This is a genomic window from Bacillus sp. OK048 (assembly GCF_900103525.1).
Taxonomy (GTDB): domain Bacteria; phylum Bacillota; class Bacilli; order Bacillales; family Cytobacillaceae; genus Neobacillus.
Map to the genome: position 1 here is coordinate 282,901 of NZ_FNHN01000002.1, position 17,808 is coordinate 300,708.

General features: G+C 38.9%; 18 protein-coding genes and 1 other annotated feature. All 18 genes read right to left on the minus strand.

Features of this window, described 5'->3' with window-relative positions; genetic code table 11:
* Position 1: 1 nt before the first annotated feature.
* The gene (locus tag BLR86_RS04840; RefSeq protein WP_090758850.1) at positions 2–1,273 is read right to left on the minus strand and encodes a peptidase U32 family protein; all 1,272 of its coding nucleotides are present in this window, start codon (positions 1,271–1,273) and stop codon (positions 2–4) included.
* Positions 1,274–1,287: 14 nt separating this feature from the next.
* Positions 1,288–2,217: a peptidase U32 family protein gene (locus tag BLR86_RS04845; RefSeq protein ID WP_090759435.1), complete on the minus strand. Its 930-nt coding sequence runs from the start codon at positions 2,215–2,217 to the stop codon at positions 1,288–1,290.
* A 6-nt stretch (positions 2,218–2,223) separates the two neighbouring features.
* Positions 2,224–2,865, minus strand: a complete 642-nt coding sequence (locus BLR86_RS04850) for an O-methyltransferase (RefSeq protein WP_090758853.1) — start codon at positions 2,863–2,865, stop codon at positions 2,224–2,226.
* Positions 2,866–3,027: 162 nt separating this feature from the next.
* Complete coding sequence (mltG, locus tag BLR86_RS04855; protein ID WP_090758855.1) at positions 3,028–4,164, minus strand: endolytic transglycosylase MltG; 1,137 nt, start codon at positions 4,162–4,164, stop codon at positions 3,028–3,030.
* 179 nt (positions 4,165–4,343) lie between these two features.
* Positions 4,344–4,637, minus strand: a complete 294-nt coding sequence (locus BLR86_RS04860) for a DUF1292 domain-containing protein (RefSeq protein WP_090758856.1) — start codon at positions 4,635–4,637, stop codon at positions 4,344–4,346.
* A gap of 12 nt (positions 4,638–4,649) precedes the next feature.
* Positions 4,650–5,066, minus strand: coding sequence for a Holliday junction resolvase RuvX (ruvX, locus tag BLR86_RS04865; protein WP_090758858.1), 417 nt, complete (start codon positions 5,064–5,066; stop codon positions 4,650–4,652).
* A gap of 3 nt (positions 5,067–5,069) precedes the next feature.
* The gene (locus tag BLR86_RS04870; protein WP_090758860.1) at positions 5,070–5,336 is read right to left on the minus strand and encodes an IreB family regulatory phosphoprotein; all 267 of its coding nucleotides are present in this window, start codon (positions 5,334–5,336) and stop codon (positions 5,070–5,072) included.
* A gap of 84 nt (positions 5,337–5,420) precedes the next feature.
* Positions 5,421–8,054 carry an alanine--tRNA ligase gene (gene alaS / locus BLR86_RS04875; protein WP_090758862.1) on the minus strand — a complete coding sequence of 878 codons (2,634 nt, stop codon included), beginning with the start codon at positions 8,052–8,054 and terminating at the stop codon, positions 5,421–5,423.
* A 50-nt stretch (positions 8,055–8,104) separates the two neighbouring features.
* Positions 8,105–8,322: a binding site (T-box leader), on the minus strand.
* Between the two features lie 62 nt (positions 8,323–8,384).
* Complete coding sequence (locus tag BLR86_RS04880) at positions 8,385–9,464, minus strand: AI-2E family transporter (RefSeq protein ID WP_090758864.1); 1,080 nt, start codon at positions 9,462–9,464, stop codon at positions 8,385–8,387.
* 93 nt (positions 9,465–9,557) lie between these two features.
* Entirely contained in the window at positions 9,558–9,692 is a 135-nt protein-coding gene (locus tag BLR86_RS04885; protein ID WP_082799354.1) for a YrzQ family protein, read from the minus strand.
* 108 nt (positions 9,693–9,800) lie between these two features.
* Positions 9,801–9,992: a hypothetical protein gene (locus tag BLR86_RS04890; RefSeq protein WP_090758867.1), complete on the minus strand. Its 192-nt coding sequence runs from the start codon at positions 9,990–9,992 to the stop codon at positions 9,801–9,803.
* 10 nt (positions 9,993–10,002) lie between these two features.
* Entirely contained in the window at positions 10,003–10,479 is a 477-nt protein-coding gene (locus BLR86_RS04895; RefSeq protein WP_090758869.1) for a PRC-barrel domain-containing protein, read from the minus strand.
* A 126-nt stretch (positions 10,480–10,605) separates the two neighbouring features.
* Positions 10,606–11,412: a polysaccharide deacetylase family protein gene (locus BLR86_RS04900; RefSeq protein ID WP_090758871.1), complete on the minus strand. Its 807-nt coding sequence runs from the start codon at positions 11,410–11,412 to the stop codon at positions 10,606–10,608.
* A 209-nt stretch (positions 11,413–11,621) separates the two neighbouring features.
* Positions 11,622–14,033: an SF1B family DNA helicase RecD2 gene (locus tag BLR86_RS04905; protein WP_090758873.1), complete on the minus strand. Its 2,412-nt coding sequence runs from the start codon at positions 14,031–14,033 to the stop codon at positions 11,622–11,624.
* Between the two features lie 34 nt (positions 14,034–14,067).
* The gene (locus BLR86_RS04910; RefSeq protein WP_090758875.1) at positions 14,068–14,721 is read right to left on the minus strand and encodes a tetratricopeptide repeat protein; all 654 of its coding nucleotides are present in this window, start codon (positions 14,719–14,721) and stop codon (positions 14,068–14,070) included.
* A gap of 260 nt (positions 14,722–14,981) precedes the next feature.
* On the minus strand, positions 14,982–16,100 hold the full coding sequence (gene mnmA, locus BLR86_RS04915) for a tRNA 2-thiouridine(34) synthase MnmA (protein ID WP_090758877.1): 1,119 nt from the start codon (positions 16,098–16,100) through the stop codon (positions 14,982–14,984).
* Between the two features lie 35 nt (positions 16,101–16,135).
* Positions 16,136–17,278: a cysteine desulfurase family protein gene (locus tag BLR86_RS04920; protein WP_090758879.1), complete on the minus strand. Its 1,143-nt coding sequence runs from the start codon at positions 17,276–17,278 to the stop codon at positions 16,136–16,138.
* A gap of 45 nt (positions 17,279–17,323) precedes the next feature.
* Positions 17,324–17,743, minus strand: coding sequence for a cysteine metabolism transcriptional regulator CymR (locus BLR86_RS04925; protein ID WP_090758881.1), 420 nt, complete (start codon positions 17,741–17,743; stop codon positions 17,324–17,326).
* Between the last annotated feature and the right edge of the window lie 65 nt (positions 17,744–17,808).

Genomic DNA, 17,808 nt, shown 5'->3' on the forward strand with positions numbered 1-17,808 from the left:
CCTAGTTCTCCTTTCGCATCATGTTGTTAGGGTAAACCGGTTTGTCCAATTTAAATTGTACAATTTGAAGCGGATGTCTAGCAGCATCCAATTCATTACCTTTTTCATCCCAAATTTTATCAATCACATGTGTAAAGTTTTGAATTTCTGGACCAAAGAATTCTACTTCCTGACCAGGTTTAAAGTGGTTTCGCTGTTGAAGGGTAACCATTTGTGTTTCTTCGTTATAATCCAACACAAGACCGACAAATTCAAACTTTGTCTTGTTGCTATGATTACCAAACATTTGCTCTTTATACCCAGGAACTCCTTCAAAAAATGCTGGTGCTGTTTCCCGGTTAGCACATTTATCCAACTCTTCTAACCACTCACGCTTAATCACAAAATGGTCAGGGTCTGCACAATAAGCATCAATTACTTTTCGATAAACACTTACTACCGTTGCAATATAGTGAATTGACTTCATGCGGCCTTCTATTTTTAAGCTGTCAATGCCGAGCTCAACCATTTGAGGAATCGCTTGAATTAAGTTAAGATCCATCGGACTCATTGCAAATGGCGCATCATTCTCACCATAAAGAGGCACTTCTGTTGTGCTGCCCTCTAACTGATATAAATCATAATCCCAGCGGCAAGACTGGCAGCAGCCGCCACGGTTAGAATCCCTTGCAGTCATGTGATTACTTAATGTACAACGTCCAGAATAGGCAATACACATAGCTCCATGAATAAAGATCTCAATTTCAACATCGACCTTTTCTTTCATTTCCCTAATTTCTTCTGCACTTGTTTCACGGGCTAATACGACACGTTCTGCTCCGCTTTCTTTCCAAAACTGAGCTGTTTTCCAGTTTGATATGGATTGCTGGGTACTGATATGAATTTCAATTTCCGGTGCAAGCCTGCGGCAAGTTTCGATAATTAATGGATCTGCTACAATAATCCCGGCTATTCCCGTTTCTTTTAAACCGAGAATATATTCTTCTAAACCATCAATGTTCTCATTATGCGCAAAGATATTGGTGGTAACGTATATTTTTGCCCCATATTTTTTTGCGTATTCTACGCCTTCTTTCATTTCTTCAAATGTAAAGTTATCAGCATTAGAACGTAAACCATATTCCTGACCGCCGATAAATACGGCATCTGCTCCATATTGAACAGCAATTTTTAATTTTTCAAGATTTCCTGCTGGGGCAAGGAGTTCTGGTTTTTTCACAATCATACGTTTACCATTGATGACTTCTGAAATATTATCTTTAACAGTATTCATGAATGAACCCCTCCTTAATAAACGGTTTCTTTGAAAAAGAATCCTGTATCTAATTTACGATTTGGCGGCTGAATTTCCTCAATGGATACTAAGAGATCATATTTTTTGTCCTCGTATAAATCAGGATCTTCAAAAAATAAGTCAATCGCTTTACGATATACTTTTGTTACCTCAAGAAGATATTCGGAAGACTTTAATATCCCATCAATTTTAAATGAATCGACTCCGGCTTCTAACATTTCCTGAAGCTCATCGATCATACAAATATCATTCGGACTCATAATATGGGTGCCGTTCTCGTCTTCAAAAATTGGATATTTGTTTTCTCTTTCTTTATCGTGTAAAAACATATTTTTTTCTATTTTGCGGTTTTCAATTTCCATTACTTTCCCTTGATACTCATAATAATTACCTAGTAGGGAACGTTTTGATTGGAACATACAGCTCATTCCATGCACCTGTACCTCAATTTCAACTTCAGCATTTTCTTTAATTTCCACGATTGAATCCATATTGATTTCACGGGCAAGAACAGATCTTTTCGCGCCTTTTTTACCCCAATAGTTACACGAAAACCAATTGGTTCCAAGTGTTTCCGTGCTCCAATGAAGCTTCATATTTGGTGCGACTTCACGAGCAGTCATTAATACAGCAGGGTCACCAAAAATAATTGCATCCGCATTTGCCTCTTGGACAAATTTAATATAATCACTTAACTCAGCTATTTTTTCATTATGGAAGATAGCATTAATCGCTACATAGACTTTTTTGCCCAGTCCATGTGCTAATTCAATAGCCTGTTTTACTTGATCTTTGTTAAATTCACCTGCTAAACGTAATCCATATCTCTGTTCACCAATGACAAACGCATCGGCACCAGCAGCAGCCAGCGGTGAAATATCGTCTATTGATACTGGAGTAACTATTAACTCGGTTTTTTTCAACATGATTCACCTCTTCTTTTTACTAATTGCGATTCCATCTCCAACGGGGAGAATGACAGTATGATAATCAAGATTATCCATCAGCCATTGGTTAAAACCATCTATTTTCTTGACTAGGTTACGAATCCGTTTCGATTCAATATCGGATTGAGTTACCAGTCCTTTAAATAAAACATTATCGGTTATGATGATTCCATCATCACAAAGGTACTTCGCATATATCTCAAAGAATTTTTGATATTGACCTTTTGCAGCATCAACAAAAATAGCATCGTACGGTGCATGTTCACTTACAAGCTCCTCCACTTCAAGCGCATCACCTTTTATCAAATGGATTTGGCCTCCGTGCTTTGAGCGTACGAAAAATTCTTCAGCGGCATGAATTCTATCTAAATCCCTTTCAATCGTTACGACTGACGCATTTGGAAGTGCCTCTGCCATTCTTAATGCTGAATAACCGATAGCAGTACCTACCTCGAGAATTTTTTTGGCATTTTGAATTCTTAAGAGTTGCAGCAAAGCTTCAATCCCAACAAGCTCCATGATCGGTACCTTATTTTCCAATGCATACTTTTCCATTTCGACAAATAATGATTCACGTCCTGGAAGTAGTTTCTCAATATAAGAATTCAGCTTTTCATTCAACAAGCTGCCATCACCTGCCTTTATCCTTTAAAAGCACTATTGTCCTTGTTTAGCTCTTTAGACATGAAAAAATAGCGTTCTTAGAAACGCTATTGCCTGTTCATAAAACACTTGAACTATTTTATCACAAACAAGGAGGAAAGAAAACTATTCCCTCCATGTAACTTAATTATTATTGGTAATATATTTCGCTTTTGCTGCATTATGCTCGTCCAATGTATTGGTAAAAACGACATCCCCTTCACCTGTTGCAAGGAAGTATAAATGCTTCGTATCTTCAGGATGAATGGCTGCATCTATTGAATCCTTACCTGCATTTGCGATTGGACCAGGTGGAAGACCTTTATGTTTGTAAGTATTATAGGGAGATTTCACTTCTAAATCTACATATAATACTCGCTCTTTGTGTTTCCCTTGAGCATAAAGAACAGTTGGGTCTGTTTGCAGCGGCATCCCCTGTTCGATTCGATTATAAAATACGCTTGATATTTTTTTTCGGTCTGCTTTTTCCGTAGCCTCTTCTTCAATTAAAGAAGACAAAGTTAATAATTGGTGGACTGTAAGCTCCTCATTGTCCGTTTCCTCCATATAGGAAGCTACTACCTTCCTCGTTTGTTGGAGCATAGTATCAACCATTTCTTCTACAGTAGGATTCTGCTTATAAAATGGATAGGTTGCTGGAAACAAATATCCTTCAAGAGGGTATTTTATGTTTGGGTTTAAGATATCTGTTGTTAATAAATCAGGATATTTCGCCATCATCGTTTGAATAAATGTACGGTCGTTTAACTGATTCATAACTTCTTCTTCAGACTTATTTACTGGAGCACCCATGATTTGCGCAATTTCCTTTAATTGTTTCCCTTCTGGTATGGTTAACTGAAAGGCAGCCTGTTGGAGTACTTTTCCAGTTTTTAAGCGATTAATAATTTCTGGAATTTCCATCGAGGGACTTAATTCATATTCCCCTGCCATAAAACCTGCTTCATTTTTAAATTTTACATAGTATTTAAAGATTTTAGCATCTTTGATAATTCCGCTTTCCTCTAATTTTTCAGAGATCCCTGTCACCGATGAACCAATAGGAATATCGACCTTTTTTTGAGTTTTATTATCCTTATCAACCGGCTGGAGCGCAGACTTAATGTAAAAATAACCCCCGCCGCCAATAATACCTAAAATTAGGACGGTCACGATGGTAATCGTTAGCACAATTTTCCGTACAATTCTTGCTTCACTTTGGTGCTCAAGCATTTTTTTACGAATTACGTCTTTTTTCGAGTGTGTTTCTTCTGTTGACATATTATTACCCTCCCATAAGCCCAGAAACATATATCTTTCAAACTCTTTTTTTAAATTAGTAAATTGCTTATCAGATATTATTTCAGCATAAAGAGAGAAAAATGTCAATTTTTCTGCGAAAGCGCATTCAAAACGTATCAAAAAAAACGACCCCGTTTTTAGGATCGTTCTTAATAGTTTTATTCTTCGTCGTCTTCTTGTTCATCATAGAAGGTATTGAGCATTTCCTCAACCATATCCCATTCTTCTTCGGTTTCGATTGGGATTAATTCCCCTTCGCCGTCCTCATCATTAGGATTGAAGGCATAGGCATGAATCTCTGGACCTTCTTCATCGTCTTCTACTCCACCAACTTGTTGAAACAATACGTACGACTTTCCAAAGTCCTCTGATTCAAATGTAAATAGTACTTCACATAATTGTTCGTTACCTTTTTCATCTACAATCGTAATTTGATTTTCTCCGTGTTCCATAACGTCACCTCATTAATTTTTGCTATCAAGATAGCCTTGTAAAATCATCATTGCTGCCATTTTATCAATTACTTTTTTCCGCTTTTTGCGGCTTACATCCGCTTCAAGCAAAACTCGTTCCGCTGCCATTGTCGTTAAACGCTCGTCCCACAAAATGGTTGAAACGAAAAATCGATCTTCAATTTGCTCTGCGTAACGCTTGCTCGCTTCAGCACGGGGTCCAATCGAACCATTCATATTCTTTGGCAGACCGATGACAACTTGACTAATTCCATACTCTTTTATTAATTGACCAATTTCTTCAAAACCAAACTTATTTTTTTCCTCGTCGATTTTGAGGGTTTTGAGGCCCTGTGCAGTCCAGCCAAGTTCATCACTTATGGCAATACCGACTGTCTTCGAGCCTACATCTAATCCCATAATCCGCATTTCTTAAGCCTCACGTCGTTGTTTTAAATAGGATTTTACTAATTCTTCAATAATTTCGTCCCGCTCAAGTTTACGAATGATATTTCTAGCATCCCGATGACGGGGGATATAAGCTGGATCTCCGGAAAGTAAATATCCGACGATTTGATTAATTGGGTTATACCCTTTTTCCTGTAAGGCCTCATAAACTTGAAGGAGAACATCATTTACATCATGTTCAAAAGGCTCTTCAGGAAAATTAAACCTCATCGTTTTATCAAATGAGCTCATTTCATGCACCTCGCATTTTTAGTAGAGGAGAGAACTACCATTATTACCTATTTTATCTACATTTTACACTACTTTGTCTCATTATCAAATTGATTTTACCCATTCGTCTACGAATTGCAGGGCAGAATCAAGTTTTTCCGGATCTTTCCCACCAGCCTGAGCCATATCTGGACGGCCGCCGCCGCCTCCGCCACATCGAGTTGCCACTTCTTTGATTAATTTACCAGCATGGTAACCCTTATCAATTAAATCCTTCGTCACAGCAGCAATTAAATTGACCTTACCTTCATTTACACTTCCAAGAAGGATAACAGCTGATCCGACTTTTTGCTTCAAGTCATCCGCCATATTTCGCAGGTTATTCATATCAGACGCTTGAACCCTTGCCGCTACTACGGTTACACCGTCAATCTGCTTTGCTTTTGAGGCTAAGTTACCCGCTTCAATATTGCCTAATTTAGCCGCAAGCGATTCATTTTCCCGTTGAAGTTGTTTGATTTCAGCCATTAAAGCTTCGATTCGGTTAACGACTTCTTTAGGATTGGTTTTCAACGTCCCGGCTGCATCCTTTAGTAACCCGACTTGGTCATTCATCAATTGATAAGCTGATTCGCCGGTAACGGCTTCAATTCTTCTTGTGCCAGCTCCGATTCCGCCTTCAGAAACAATTTTAAACAGTCCAATGACAGATGTATTTGGTACATGACAGCCACCGCAAAGCTCTAAGCTATAATCACCGACTTTTACAACCCGAACAATCTCACCATATTTTTCACCAAAGAGAGCCATTGCCCCCATTGCTTTTGCTTCAGCAATTGGCTTTAAGTTAATGTCGACTTCAATATTTTTCCAAATTTTCTCGTTAACGATTTTCTCAATTTCCTCTAGTTCTTCTGGTTTTACTTGACCAAAGTGTGAGAAATCAAACCGGAGACGATCTGGTTCCACTAGTGACCCTGCTTGGTTTACATGCGTTCCCAATACATCTTTCAATGCCTGATGAAGCAAGTGAGTAGCGGTATGATTTTTTATCGTTTGGACACGATTATCTTGATTAACCGTAGCTGTCACTTTTGCATCGGTTTTTAAAATTCCAGACTCGACAACGACCCGATGAAGATTTTGACCATTTGGAGCTTTTTGCACATCCTTGACGGCAACTGCAACTCCTTCGGCATAAATCATGCCGCGATCGGCAATTTGTCCGCCGCTCTCAGCATAAAATGGTGTTACATCAAGGATGATTTGTACCTCATCCCCACTAAATGCTTCTTCAGTTCGTTCACCATTTTTAATGATGGCCACAACAGTTGAGCTCGTTTGCAGCTGGTCATAACCAACAAACTGACTTTCAACTGTAATGTCACCTAATACTCCGCCTTGAACCTGCATGCTGCCGACATCATGACGAGCGGCACGAGCACGTTCCCGCTGCGATTCCATTTCCGTTTCAAACCCAACATGGTCCAGCTTCATGCCTTCTTCTTCTGCATATTCCTCTGTTAATTCAACCGGAAACCCATACGTATCATAAAGACGGAATACATCACTACCAGAAATCGTATTGCTGCCTTTTTCCTTCTCTTTTTTGATTACATTGCCAAGTATAGCCAAACCTTCATGTAACGTTTCATGGAAACGTTCTTCTTCATTCTTAATCACTTTTTGAATAAACTCTGTCTTGTCCTTTACCTCCGGATAGAAATCAGCCATGATTTCTCCTACCACTGGAACAAGTTCAAACATAAATGGACGGCTGATATTGATTTGCTTTGCATAACGGACAGCCCGGCGAAGTAAGCGGCGTAAAACATACCCACGTCCTTCGTTCGAAGGCAATGCTCCATCTCCAACAGCAAAGGCAACCGTACGAATGTGGTCGGCAATCACTTTAAATGCAGTATCCTTTTCTTTCTCAACACCATATTTCACACCAGAAATCTCTTCTGTTGCTTTGATGATAGGAATGAACAAATCCGTATCAAAGTTAGTAGGCACGTTTTGAACGACGGAAGCCATTCTTTCTAGACCCATTCCGGTATCAATATTTTTCTTTGGCAGTGGGGTATACGTCCCGTCCGGATTATGGTTAAACTGTGAAAACACAAGATTCCAAACTTCTAAATAACGCTCATTCTCACCGCCAGGATATAATTCTGGATCTGATGGATCATCTCCGTACTCTGGACCGCGGTCATAGAAGATTTCTGTATTCGGTCCGCTTGGGCCTTCACCAATGTCCCAGAAGTTCCCTTCAAGACGGATAATACGTTCCTCTGGTATACCAATCTTTTTATTCCAAAGTTCAAACGCTTCATGGTCCTCCGGGTGAATGGTAACGGAAAGTTGTTCTGGATCCCAGCCAATCCATTTTTTATCGGTTAAGAATTCCCAAGCCCACTCAATCGCTTCTTCTTTGAAATATTCACCAATAGAAAAGTTCCCAAGCATTTCGAAAAAAGTATGATGACGTGCAGTCTTGCCGACATTTTCGATATCGTTGGTACGAATTGATTTTTGAGCATTGGTAATCCTTGGGTTTTCTGGAATAACTCGTCCATCAAAATATTTTTTTAGTGTGGCAACACCACTATTAATCCACAATAAAGTTGGATCATCATGTGGAACAAGCGGGGCACTCGGTTCAACCGCATGCCCTTTTTCCTGAAAAAAATCTAAATACATTCTACGAATTTCCGAACCTGTTAAGTACTTCATTTTTAGACCTCCTTTAATTTAAAAAAGAACACAAAAAAGCCCTCATCCCTAACAGGGACGAGAGCACTCCTCGCGGTACCACCCTGATTATGAACATCGAAACAAGTTTGTTCATCTCTCAAAAAATGCCTTAACGCGGCAATAACGGCAGTGATTAGCTGCACTCCGGACTAGCTTTCTGTTATCCTTCATCTAGAGCTTCTCACAGCCAAGGAAGCTCCTCTCTTAAAGATGGACTACAACGTACTGGGTCCTTCAACATGTTAATCCAAAATATTCTATAAAGGGATTATAGCTACACAAAAAACGTTTGTCAATTGGATAACAGCGTTATGGTGCCTGATCATTCACTTTTTTGCGGATGAAATGGTTTTTAGCATGCAGGATGCTGACTTTTAGGACTACAAGAACGGGTACAGCTACGATCATCCCCATAATCCCACCAATTTCCCCTCCCGCCGTTAAGGCAACCATGATCATTAGCGGGTGCATATGTAGACTTTTTCCAACAATATAGGGTGACAAAATATTTCCTTCTAAAAATTGCAATCCAAAAACGATTACGATAGTAATAATCACTAATTTTACAGATCCTGTTGCAGCAATAATCACTGCTGGGACAGCCCCAATAATCGGACCAAAATAGGGAATAACATTTGTGACCCCAATGATCAGGCCTAATAATAAGGGATATTTCAGATGAAAAATCCAAAATAAAAGCGATGAAAGACTACCGATAATGAGACACACAAGGAGTTGGCCTCTAATATAACTTCCAAGTGAATCATCAATATCTCTAAGAAATCGTGTTCCCTTCCGCCGCCATTTTTTAGGAGTAAGATACCACACAGCTCTCTTCATGATCGAAAAATCCTTAAGCATGTAAAAGGCAATAAACGGAATAATCATAATGGCAAATGCAAAATTCAAAAAATGCAGCATGGAATCGACGATTTTGGTTAGTAGGGCATCTAATTTTTTTTCGAATCCAATAATTCCTGCATTGATTTGCTCTTGAAGGCCGTCTGGCCATTCACGTGTATGTGATTGGAGAGCTTTTATCCAATTCCGGTATTGCTCGGCTAGAATTGGAGCACTCTCTGCAAGTTCTTTTACTTGTGAAATAAACACTGGGATACCTTTGTATAGACCAAAGCCAATGCCGCCAAAAAAAAGAAAATAAATAGAAAATACTGCGACACCTCTATGTAATCCTTTTTCATGTAATTTTTCTACAATTGGATGAAGTAAATAGGTGATAAACGCTCCAATAAAAAAGGGGAGCATGATAATTAGTGCCATTTTTACGATTGGTAACCAAACAAATCGAATTTTTAAAAACATGTAAATGGCAATAAGTAAAAGGAGCAAAAATCCGATTCGATAAAACCATTTAACCTGAATATCCACCGTTACATGCCTCCTTATTACCATTATTTTTAGAGACTACTAGCGGATTTATACATTAATAAAAATCCCCCTCATGTTGAGGGGGAGTGATTTCTAGAATAAAGCTCGCTTTACTTTCCTTTGCATTCGTTTCATTTGACGGCCAGACATCATGTTGTTTCTCTGGGCAATATTATATGCCGCCATCCCAACACCAAATGCTACAACCGAAGTCATTACTTTATTCATACGTCTCACCTCTTTGAGTAGTTTGCAGTTCTAAAACTTTGACTACCTCTAGCTGAAGCGCCTAGGAAAAAATGAACTGCTTTTTTCCCTAATTCAAGGCGCTTTACTTTAAATGGTGTACCGACGCTCTTCTTCTTCAAACAAGTCATCTAAGGAACTAAGTGTGCCATCTTCTTCGACTTGATGGGTATTAATAATACCTTTGGCAAGAGACAATTCAATAAAACAATTCCAGCAATAATATTGGTTTATTCCGATTTTGCCGATATCCTTGCTCTGACAATTGGGACACTTTAACATGAAAGACACCTCACGTATGGTTTACGTCTACGATGATGGCATCCTTTCCGATCGCAGGGGGCTTATCGGATTTTACTATCTGTTTCCCTTCTGTAATGTCCGAAAAGAAACCATCCGTAATTTCGTACCCTATGATTGTTCCCAATTCTTCATGAAAATATACATCCTCCAATAAACCAAGTGACTCTCCGCTTTTGGATAGTAGCATTTTTCCGTTTAGAGAGTGTTGGTGGTGCAGGGTATATTCTGGATTTGTTTTAAGTCTCTCCAGGAAATTATCATTTTCAATAATAACCCCATCACCGCCAAATGATGCCACATCTTTAATATCCAGAAAATAGGCTTGCTTGAAAAAAACGCCTTTCTTAACCAAGAGGCCTTTAACGACCCCTTCATTCGTGATACACAAGTCAGTGACTTCTGCAATTTTTGCGCCAGTGTTTGACGCAAAGACCGGCTGCCCTTTTAATAAAGAAAATGTTCGCAAAAGAGTGTCCCACCTCCTGTGAACATTTATAGTTTCGGCTAATTTACATGAAATCATTAGGTGTAAGGTTTTCCATTGTAGATTGGATTTAACCCTTTATTTCCCAAGGCCTCCAACATAATGCATTTAAAACACTAAATCAATGTGAGAAGTTTTTTCTTTCTTTGAAGGATAAATCCCAAAAGGTTCTGACATCATTTGTGTAGAACGGTAGAGCATTTCAGATACAGTTACACATTTATACCCGTTTTTGTCTAAAAAGTCTAAAATGTTATCTAATGCTTTAACAGTAGAACAGGTTTCAGAATATTCACTACCATGCCAATCATGAAATAAAATGATATTCCCTGGCTTTATTCCTTTTTTTATATAACTGCAAATTTGACTTGCTGGAGGATTTGTCCAATCACGAGAATCTTGATCCCATGACCATAAAACGACCTCTTTTCCATTTTTTATAGCTGTATTAATAATTACATTATTATAAAAACCTCCTACAGGACGGTAGAGAGACGGTTTTAAACCAGTGAATTTCTTAATAATTTTGTCTGTCTCTCCTAATTCAGATGACAGTCTTGCAGAGGTAATTTTTCCATAAGGATGGTTGAAAGTATGATTGGCAATTTCATGTCCTTCTTGCACTTCCCTTTTTAAAATTTCTGGAAATCTGACTACTTTATTGCCAGCTACAAAAAAGGTAGCTTTAGCATCATGTTTTGCCAATAGATCAAGAATTTGTGGAGTGAAAACAGGATGAGGCCCATCATCGAAGGTAAGGGCAACTAACTTTTCCTTTGTGTTTATTTCCCAAATAACACGCCCTGTTTTTTCATATTCTTCTCGACTGTTAGTGAATGCATATGCATAGTCATTTACTTGAAAGGAGAATAAAAAAATCGATAAAAGACTTGTTATAAACAATATTTTTTTCATTGGATACGCTCCTCCTCTTTGATGAACTTATTATTTGAAGTCTTTATTATAAATATTTATCGAAAACAGGATTTGAAATGTAAGTAGGATTGGTACGAAAACTCAATCAAAAACTCCTATAACAACAAAAAAAAGGACAACAAAATCATTACGATTTAATGTCCTTTTTCACGGTTATGTTAATCATTATCACTATTCATTTTTAAGTATTACAAAAAATCATAAGGTGTAACGTTTTCCATGCCAATCATTGGATTTACCTGCATTAATTTTTCCTCTATCGATAAAGTCATTTCAATATCAAGCTCTTCATCCAGTTCTGCATCTAGTTCTTTCACCGAAATTATCTCCTGAAGCTTCTGGGTTAAAGTGGTTTGTCGACTCTTTTCATCGGCCCTTTGAACCCCCATCCTAAATGCTTCCTCTTCACCGCACAAGATCAAGGATTGTTTACTCCTTGTAATGGCTGTGTAGATGAGGTTTCTTTGTAACATTCGGTAATAACTCCTGGTAATGGGCAGGATAACAATAGGAAATTCACTGCCCTGTGATTTATGGACAGAGCAACAATAGGCATGCGTAATTTGGTTTAAGTCCTGCCGTGAATATTCAACTTCATTTCCTTCGAAGGAAACATAAACCATATCTTGTTTTTCCGTATTTTCCTTTGCATAAATAATTGAAATAATTTCTCCAATATCGCCGTTAAAAACATTACTTTCTGGTTGATTGACAAGCTGAAGCACTTTGTCACCAATCCGATATTTCACATCCCCAAACGCTAGCTCCTTTCGGGTGCCATCAGGGTTGGGATTAAATATTTCTTGTAACAATACGTTTAAGCGGTCAATCCCTGCTGGACCTCTGTACATCGGTGCCAGCACTTGAATGTCTTTTGCTGAATATCCTCTGTTTTTGGCACTAAGGGCGACTTTTTCAATCACCTGTGGAACTTGGGCTGCTGTACATTTAATAAATGATCGATCAGGCTGCTTCATCGTCACATTAGCTGGCAAATATCCCTTTTTTATGTCATGTGCCAATTCAATAATTGAAGACCCTTCAGCCTGCCGGTAGATATCGGTTAATCTCACTGTTGGGACTACCTCTGATTCCAGTAAATCCTTAAGAACTTGTCCAGGTCCGACAGACGGCAGCTGGTCCTCATCGCCAACGAGAATGACCTGAATAGAATCAGGCAATGCTTTGAACAATTGATTCGCTAACCATATATCAAGCATTGAGGTCTCATCTACAATCAGGATTTTTCCTTCAAGAGTACTTGCCTCGTCATGATCAATGCTTTCGGTTCCATTAAAGCCCAGCAAGCGGTGTATCGTAACCGCAGGTAATCCTGTCGATTCACTCATTCGTTTTGCAGCTCTGCCTGTAGGAGCGGCAAGTAAAAAAGGAAAGGGTTCATCCTTTTTATGGTAGTCCTTGAGTTCTAGTGAACAACCGTGCAATTCGGCATATAACTCAACAATTCCTTTTATGACAGTGGTTTTACCCGTTCCTGGCCCCCCTGTTAAAATTAACATCGGCGACATAAGGGCCGTTTGAATGGCTTCTCTTTGAGTAGGTGCATATTGAACGTTTATTCGTTCCTCAAGATTTCCTAACGCAAGTAAAAATTCAGATTCGGGAAATTGCTCGTTATATTCTGTTTGTTTAAGGATTTTGTTTATACTCGTTACAAGTCCTTTTTCTGCAAAGTATAACGAAGGCACATACACACGTTTTTCTTCACCAACTAATTTTCCCTCTTCCTCAAGTTTTACTATCTCGGCTGCGATATCAGTAAATTCAATTTGATCACGTTTATTTTCTTCTAAAAGATTTTTAACTTGTACAAGCAAATCCTCACTGTGTACATAAACATGGCCAGCCTGCATGCTTTCGTTCTCGAGCGAATAAAGACAGGCTGCCTTTATCCGTTCTGGATGATTTCCAGAAATCCCCAGTTGATAGCCGAGCTCATCTGCCCGGCCAAAACCGATCCCTTCAATATCCTCAACGAGTTGATAGGGGTTCTTTTGGATAATATTAAGGGTCTCATCCTTGTATGTCTGATACATTTTCATTGAAAGCTGCGGTCCAAAACCATATTGATTTAAAGCAACCATAACCTGTTCGAGACCTTGATGTTCCATTAAGGTGTCATAGAGCATTTTCGCTTTATCAGGAGGAAGCTTGGGAACCGTATCAAGTAAGGAGGGCTGATTCAATATCTTGGTTATCGCATTTTCTCCTAATGTTTCAACAATATTCTCAGCGGTCTTCTTACCAATCCCCTTGAACATCTCACTTGATAAATAAGCCGCCACACCTTGCTTTGTTTGGGGAATATCTTTACGAAAATGCTTCGTTTGAAATTGCATGCCAAACTTCGGATGATCCTTAAACTCACCAAAGAATATATAGGTTTCATGTTCATGAATCTTCGGAAAATAGCCGGTGATTACGGCTTCCTTATCCTCATATGTATGATTCGTCTCTTCCACACGAATTCTTAATACGGTGTACAGATTTTGCTCATTATGAAAAATCGTAACAAGGTGTTTCCCTTTTACGAATTTACCTTGCTCGGCAAATAAATCAAGCGAGCTTTGCTTGTCCATGAGTGCTTCCTCCTTTCTGAAGTTAATGGCGGGTTTAGTTTGCTGCCTCAATCAACTTTTTAGCATGACCTGCTAAAAGATGGTCGGGTTGAATTTCAAGTGCCTTATTAAACATAGCTAATGCTTTAGCTCCATTCTCTTTAAAGGCATAGGATACACCTAGATTATAATAGGCGTCAGCATGTTGATCATCTAACTCAACGCATTTTTCTAATTGAACAATCGCCTCATCAATTAACTCTAACTGTGCCAGACATAAACCATACTGAAAACATGCTTCTACGTCCTCTTCATTAAGCTCAACGCTTCTTTGTAAATAGGGAAGTGCAAATTTCCCTTGGCCCAGCTGTACAAGAGTTAGACCCAACATGAAATAATTATCACTAGAGTGCAGCCCTTTTTTCATGGCCATTTCAAACATTTTGTTAGCTTGTTCAAATTGATCGTTACTGAAATATATATTACCCGCACTGTAGTATGCAGCTGCAGTATTTTCGTCCAACTGAATAGCCTTTTCGTAAAATTTCAAAGCTTTTTCATCGTCTCCGACTGCGGATAGCACGTTCCCGAAATTTATGTACGCAATAGGATCGGTCGGGTTTTCTTCGATTACCTCATTAAAAAGCTTCGCGGCCTCTTCCCACTTGCCTTCTTGCATGTATTGAACACCTAATTGGTTTTTATCCATCGTAGTAATCACTCCGTTCTAATTTTAGAGTATACCATATACTAGTAAATTTTCAGTGAGTTTTGGAATATTATTCGGTATCATTTCGGGTGTCTCTTTGGGAAATTTTGGATAAATGTACAAAACCTATCAAAAAGTGTACAAAAGCAGCTGAAAATGTACAAAACCCCTCGAAAAATGTTCAAAACTCAAAAATTATTATATATGAACTAGTTTGCCACCAAAAAAGCCCCGATTCCAGCTGGAATCAGGGCCAATTTTTAGCCAACATACGTCAATCGTTGTCCATCTTTATAAACTTCATCGATGGTTCCGCCGCCAAGGCATTCATCACCATCGTAAAATACAACAGCCTGACCCGGGGTTACTGCACGAATAGGTTCATCAAAGATAACTTTGACTTTATTACCTTCCGTAAGCTGGACAGTAACTTTGCTATCTTCTTGACGATACCTGAATTTAGCCGTACACGAAAACTCTGCAGGTTTTTCCCGATTTGAAACCCAGCTAACAGCGTCAGCAATGATAGAGTCAGAATACAGTTTTTCATTATGAAAACCTTGACCGACATAAAGGATATTTCTTTTTAAATCTTTCCCAATCGCAAACCAAGGCTCACCTGAACCGCCGATTCCTAAACCATGGCGTTGGCCGATAGTATGATACATCAAGCCTTCATGCTTGCCTTTCACCTCACCATCCATGGTTTCCATATTTCCTGGTTGAGCTGGCAGGTATTGGCCAAGGAATTCTTTAAAGTTACGCTCGCCTATAAAGCAAATTCCTGTACTGTCTTTTTTCGTTGCAGTGGCCAGGTTTGCTTCCTTAGCAATTTCACGTACCCTAGGTTTTTCAAGATTTCCAATTGGAAACATAACTTTACTTAGCTGATCTTGAGATAATTGATTAAGGAAATAGGTTTGGTCCTTATTCTCATCTTTACCACGTAGCATTTTGTATTCGCCGTCACGATATTCGACTTGAGCATAGTGACCTGTGGCAAGATAATCAGCCCCTAATTTTACCGCATGCTCCAAGAAAGCTTTAAATTTAATTTCTTTATTACACATAACATCTGGGTTTGGCGTCCGACCGGCCTTATATTCATCTAAAAAGTAGGTAAATACCTTGTCCCAATACTGTTTTTCAAAATTAACGGCATAATAAGGAATACCAATTTGATTGCAGACACGAATGACATCATTGTAATCCTCTGTTGCTGTACAAAAACCAGCATCATCCGTATCATCCCAGTTTTTCATAAAGATTCCGATAACATCATATCCTTGCTGTTTTAACAGCAGAGCTGCAACAGAAGAGTCAACGCCCCCAGACATCCCAACCACCACTCGTATATCTTTTGGATCCTTTCTTTCCATGTTTCTCACCTCTCTTTACCGAAAAATCTCTACATCTATTTTCTCAGACGCGACACAATTTTCGCCGTTTCTTCAGCCGTTTTAATGATTTGTTCTTCAGTAGTGTTAAAGCCAAAGCTGAAACGGATAGAATTGATCAACCGCTCTGATTCTTTACCATACATGGCAACCAGGACGTGTGACGGTTCAATCGAACCAGCGGTGCAAGCAGATCCACTAGAAACAGCAATTCCAGCTAAATCAAGATTGACCAGCATCGCCTCTACGTTTGTTCCTGGAAAGCTTAAGTTTAATACATGAGGTAATGAATTTTCAAGCATTCCGTTTATGGAAAACTCGATATCATGTTCCGAGAGCTGCTGAATAAAGGTTTTCTTAAATTCCTGATACATTTCCCGTTTTGCTGACCGTTCTTGGGATGCAATTTTTATAGCTTCTTGAAAACCAACGATGGCAGCAACGTTTTCCGTTCCTGCTCGTCTTTTCCGCTCCTGCTCACCACCATAGGCACGAGGTACTAATTTAACTTTGTCTCGTACATATAAAAAACCAGTTCCCTTTGGGCCACCAATTTTATGAGCGGAAACAGACAATAAATCCACCTGGAGTTCATTTACATTGATTTCTTCGATCCCATAAGCCTGAACAGCGTCAGTGTGAAACAATGATTGGTGGGCTTTTAAAAGTTCGCCAATTTCCTTAATTGGCTGGATAGTTCCTACTTCATTATTTCCATACATGATTGAAACCAATATCGTATCTTCTCTTAATGCCTTCTGGAGTTCATCAAGTGAAATTTCTCCCGACTCATCCACTTGCAAATATGTTACCTCAAATCCCATTTTCTCTAATCGTTGGCAGGCGTGCAGTACGGCATGGTGTTCTACTGATGTCGTAATAATATGCTTCCCTTTTTTATGATTACTTTCAGCCACACCAAATAAAGCCATATTATCTGCTTCAGTACCGCCGCTTGTAAAAATAATTTCATTTTCCTTCGCGCCAATACTTCTTGCCAAAGTTTCTCGTGCATTGTCAATATAATGCCGTGCTTCTCTTCCAAACGAATGTATGCTAGATGGGTTACCAAAGTTATGGTTCATCACTTCCATCATTTTTTCGATAACCCCGGGATTCATCGGTGTTGTCGCAGCATGGTCGAGATAGATTCTTTCCATCGTTCCACCTTCAATCAAAATAATTCACTCTATCTATTTTTCACCTTAAATATAAAACATATAACCGTCGTTTTCAGTACCATCGCTATTATTAGCTAAATCTTCAAGGGTAGTATTGTCGAGAACAGATTTAATCGCATCACGAATACGAATCCATAGTTCCCTTTGAGCCGGCCCCTCATCCTCAATTCCTTCTACCAAAGTAATGGGTCCTTCTAACACGCGAATTACATCACCAGCAGTAATTTTGGATGGAACTTCTGCTAGTATATATCCACCGTAAGCCCCGCGGATACTTTTTACTAAGCCAGCATTTCTTAATGGAGCAATGAGCTGTTCCAGATAATGTTCAGATAATTCGTTTGCTTGTGCAATTGATTTTAAGGATGTCGGTCCCTCACCTTGGTTTTTAGCCAATTCAATCATAATCGTTAATCCATAGCGTCCTTTTGTTGAAATTCTCATTCCTGTACACCTCTATTATTAATTTTTTCATTTAAATACAAGTAATTTGATAGGCATTAGCAATT

What these genes read in the sequence shown, in the direction of transcription:
- mnmA (WP_090758877.1), bottom strand. Translation starts at nt 16,100, where the DNA reads ATGGAAAGAAAGGATCCAAAAGATATACGAGTGGTGGTTGGGATGTCT.
- alaS (WP_090758862.1), bottom strand. Translation starts at nt 8,054, where the DNA reads ATGAAGTACTTAACAGGTTCGGAAATTCGTAGAATGTATTTAGATTTT.
- ruvX (WP_090758858.1), bottom strand. Translation starts at nt 5,066, where the DNA reads ATGCGGATTATGGGATTAGATGTAGGCTCGAAGACAGTCGGTATTGCC.
- BLR86_RS04860 (WP_090758856.1), bottom strand. Translation starts at nt 4,637, where the DNA reads ATGGAACACGGAGAAAATCAAATTACGATTGTAGATGAAAAAGGTAAC.
- BLR86_RS04905 (WP_090758873.1), bottom strand. Translation starts at nt 14,033, where the DNA reads ATGGACAAGCAAAGCTCGCTTGATTTATTTGCCGAGCAAGGTAAATTC.
- BLR86_RS04910 (WP_090758875.1), bottom strand. Translation starts at nt 14,721, where the DNA reads ATGGATAAAAACCAATTAGGTGTTCAATACATGCAAGAAGGCAAGTGG.
- mltG (WP_090758855.1), bottom strand. Translation starts at nt 4,164, where the DNA reads ATGTCAACAGAAGAAACACACTCGAAAAAAGACGTAATTCGTAAAAAA.
- BLR86_RS04900 (WP_090758871.1), bottom strand. Translation starts at nt 11,412, where the DNA reads ATGAAAAAAATATTGTTTATAACAAGTCTTTTATCGATTTTTTTATTC.
- BLR86_RS04890 (WP_090758867.1), bottom strand. Translation starts at nt 9,992, where the DNA reads ATGTTAAAGTGTCCCAATTGTCAGAGCAAGGATATCGGCAAAATCGGA.
- BLR86_RS04885 (WP_082799354.1), bottom strand. Translation starts at nt 9,692, where the DNA reads ATGAATAAAGTAATGACTTCGGTTGTAGCATTTGGTGTTGGGATGGCG.
- BLR86_RS04920 (WP_090758879.1), bottom strand. Translation starts at nt 17,278, where the DNA reads ATGGAAAGAATCTATCTCGACCATGCTGCGACAACACCGATGAATCCC.
- BLR86_RS04870 (WP_090758860.1), bottom strand. Translation starts at nt 5,336, where the DNA reads ATGAGCTCATTTGATAAAACGATGAGGTTTAATTTTCCTGAAGAGCCT.
- BLR86_RS04840 (WP_090758850.1), bottom strand. Translation starts at nt 1,273, where the DNA reads ATGAATACTGTTAAAGATAATATTTCAGAAGTCATCAATGGTAAACGT.
- BLR86_RS04925 (WP_090758881.1), bottom strand. Translation starts at nt 17,743, where the DNA reads ATGAGAATTTCAACAAAAGGACGCTATGGATTAACGATTATGATTGAA.